At 62.4% G+C, this 1,709-nt stretch carries 1 protein-coding gene and 1 pseudogene; both read right to left on the bottom strand.

Annotated elements, in window-relative coordinates; all coding sequences use genetic code 11:
- Positions 1-981 (bottom strand): annotated as a pseudogene (locus tag HX846_RS34720) (sensor histidine kinase); the annotation flags it as partial.
- A gap of 166 nt (positions 982-1,147) precedes the next feature.
- Positions 1,148-1,709, bottom strand: a 562-nt coding sequence (locus HX846_RS34715) for a fumarate hydratase C-terminal domain-containing protein (protein WP_178967204.1), incomplete at its 5' end; no start/stop codon positions are given.

Raw genomic sequence — 1,709 nt, 5'->3', positions numbered from 1 at the left:
GGCGAGGCGCCAGCGCTGGGTCAGGAACAGCACCAGGAACACCAGCGCCAGCCATGAGCCGGCGGCGGCGAGGCCGGCGTTGCGTTGGTCTTCAAAGGCAAATTGTGGCTTGCGCAGCAGGTGCAAGGTCCAGCCTTCGGCCTTCAGCGGCAGGGATTCCCAAATGTAATTGGCCTTGCCGTCGGGGCCGTCGACGCGCATCAGGTGGCTGTTTTCGTCAAAGCGTTGCAAGGCTTCGGTGTCCAGCGGCAGCAATTGTTTCTTGTCGTATTGGCGGGTGGCCTTGAGTTCGGCATGGTCGCTGTCCGACAACGGACGCAGCGCGCGGTAGCGCCAGCCCGGCTGATTGGCGATAAACACAATGCCCCGGGCATCGCTGACCAGCAGCAAGTCATTGCCCTGGGCCCACTCGCGCTCCAGTTCCGGGAACTCCAGCTTGACCACCATGGCACCGAGGAACTGCTCGTTCTCGCCGACCACCGCGCTGGAGAGGAAATACCCCGGAATCCCGGTGGTCACGCCCACTGCATAAAAACGCCCGGTGCCCTGGCTCAAGGTTTGGCTGAAGTAGGGACGAAACGCGTAGTTGTGCCCCACATAACTGCTGGGCAGGTTCCAGTTGCTGGCGGCCACGGCGAGGCCGTTGCGGTCCATCAGTTCCAGGGTCGAGGACTGGGCGGCGCCGTTGATGCGCTCCAGCTTGCGGTTGAGCAAATCCTGGGTGGCGGTGTCCAGCGGGCCCTTCAAGGCGCTGATCATTTCCGAGTCCAGGGCCAGCACGGCGGGCAGGGCGCGGTAGCGTTCGATCAGGGTGTGCAGGGAGTTGCCATAAAGCATGAGCTGCTGATTGGCGCGGGCGGCGTCATCCACCAGGGCCAGGCGTTCGGCGTGGCGGGTAGCCAGGGCGGCAGCCAGTACCGCGCCGGCGATGATCAGCAACGAGTAGAGGGTCAAACGCAGCGGGCGGGGAATCGCAATCATACGAAGATGAACAGTGCAATTAGGGGCGAGCACCATAGCATGAGGCGCATGGCTGTTGTGGCGGTGGTGGGTTTGTCCGCGGNNAGCTCCCTCGCCACAGTGAGAGGTGCATGAAACAAAAAAAGGCGACCGTAGTGGTCGCCTTTTATCCTTGCAGGGGAAATGCTTACTGCACTTCAACCGCCAGGCTTTCACTGATCTTTTTCTGCCAGATAGCAGGACCGGTGATGTGTACCGACTCGCCCTTGCTATCAACGGCAACGGTGACCGGCATGTCTTTCACGTCGAACTCGTAGATCGCTTCCATGCCCAGCTCGGCGAACGCCACGACGCGGGATTTCTTGATGGCCTGGGCCACCAGGTAAGCCGCGCCGCCCACTGCCATCAGGTAAACCGCCTTGTGGTCCTTGATCGCTTCGATAGCGGTCGGGCCGCGCTCGGATTTGCCGATCATGCCCAATAGGCCGGTTTGCTCGAGGATCTGGCGGGTGAACTTGTCCATCCGCGTGGCGGTGGTCGGACCGGCAGGCCCCACCACTTCTTCGCGCACCGGATCAACCGGGCCCACGTAGTAGATGAAGCGACCCTTGAGGTCCACCGGCAGGGTTTCGCCCTTGTTCAGCATCTCGACCATGCGCTTGTGCGCGGCGTCGCGACCGGTGAGCATCTTGCCGTTGAGCAGCACGGTTTCGCCCGGCTTCCAGCTCTGCACGTCTTCCGGGGTCAGG

Source organism: Pseudomonas sp. K5002 (assembly GCF_013386655.1).
Classification (GTDB): domain Bacteria; phylum Pseudomonadota; class Gammaproteobacteria; order Pseudomonadales; family Pseudomonadaceae; genus Aquipseudomonas.
The sequence above is the reverse complement of the archived record's forward strand: the minus strand, read 5'-3'. Positions and strand labels throughout refer to the sequence as shown.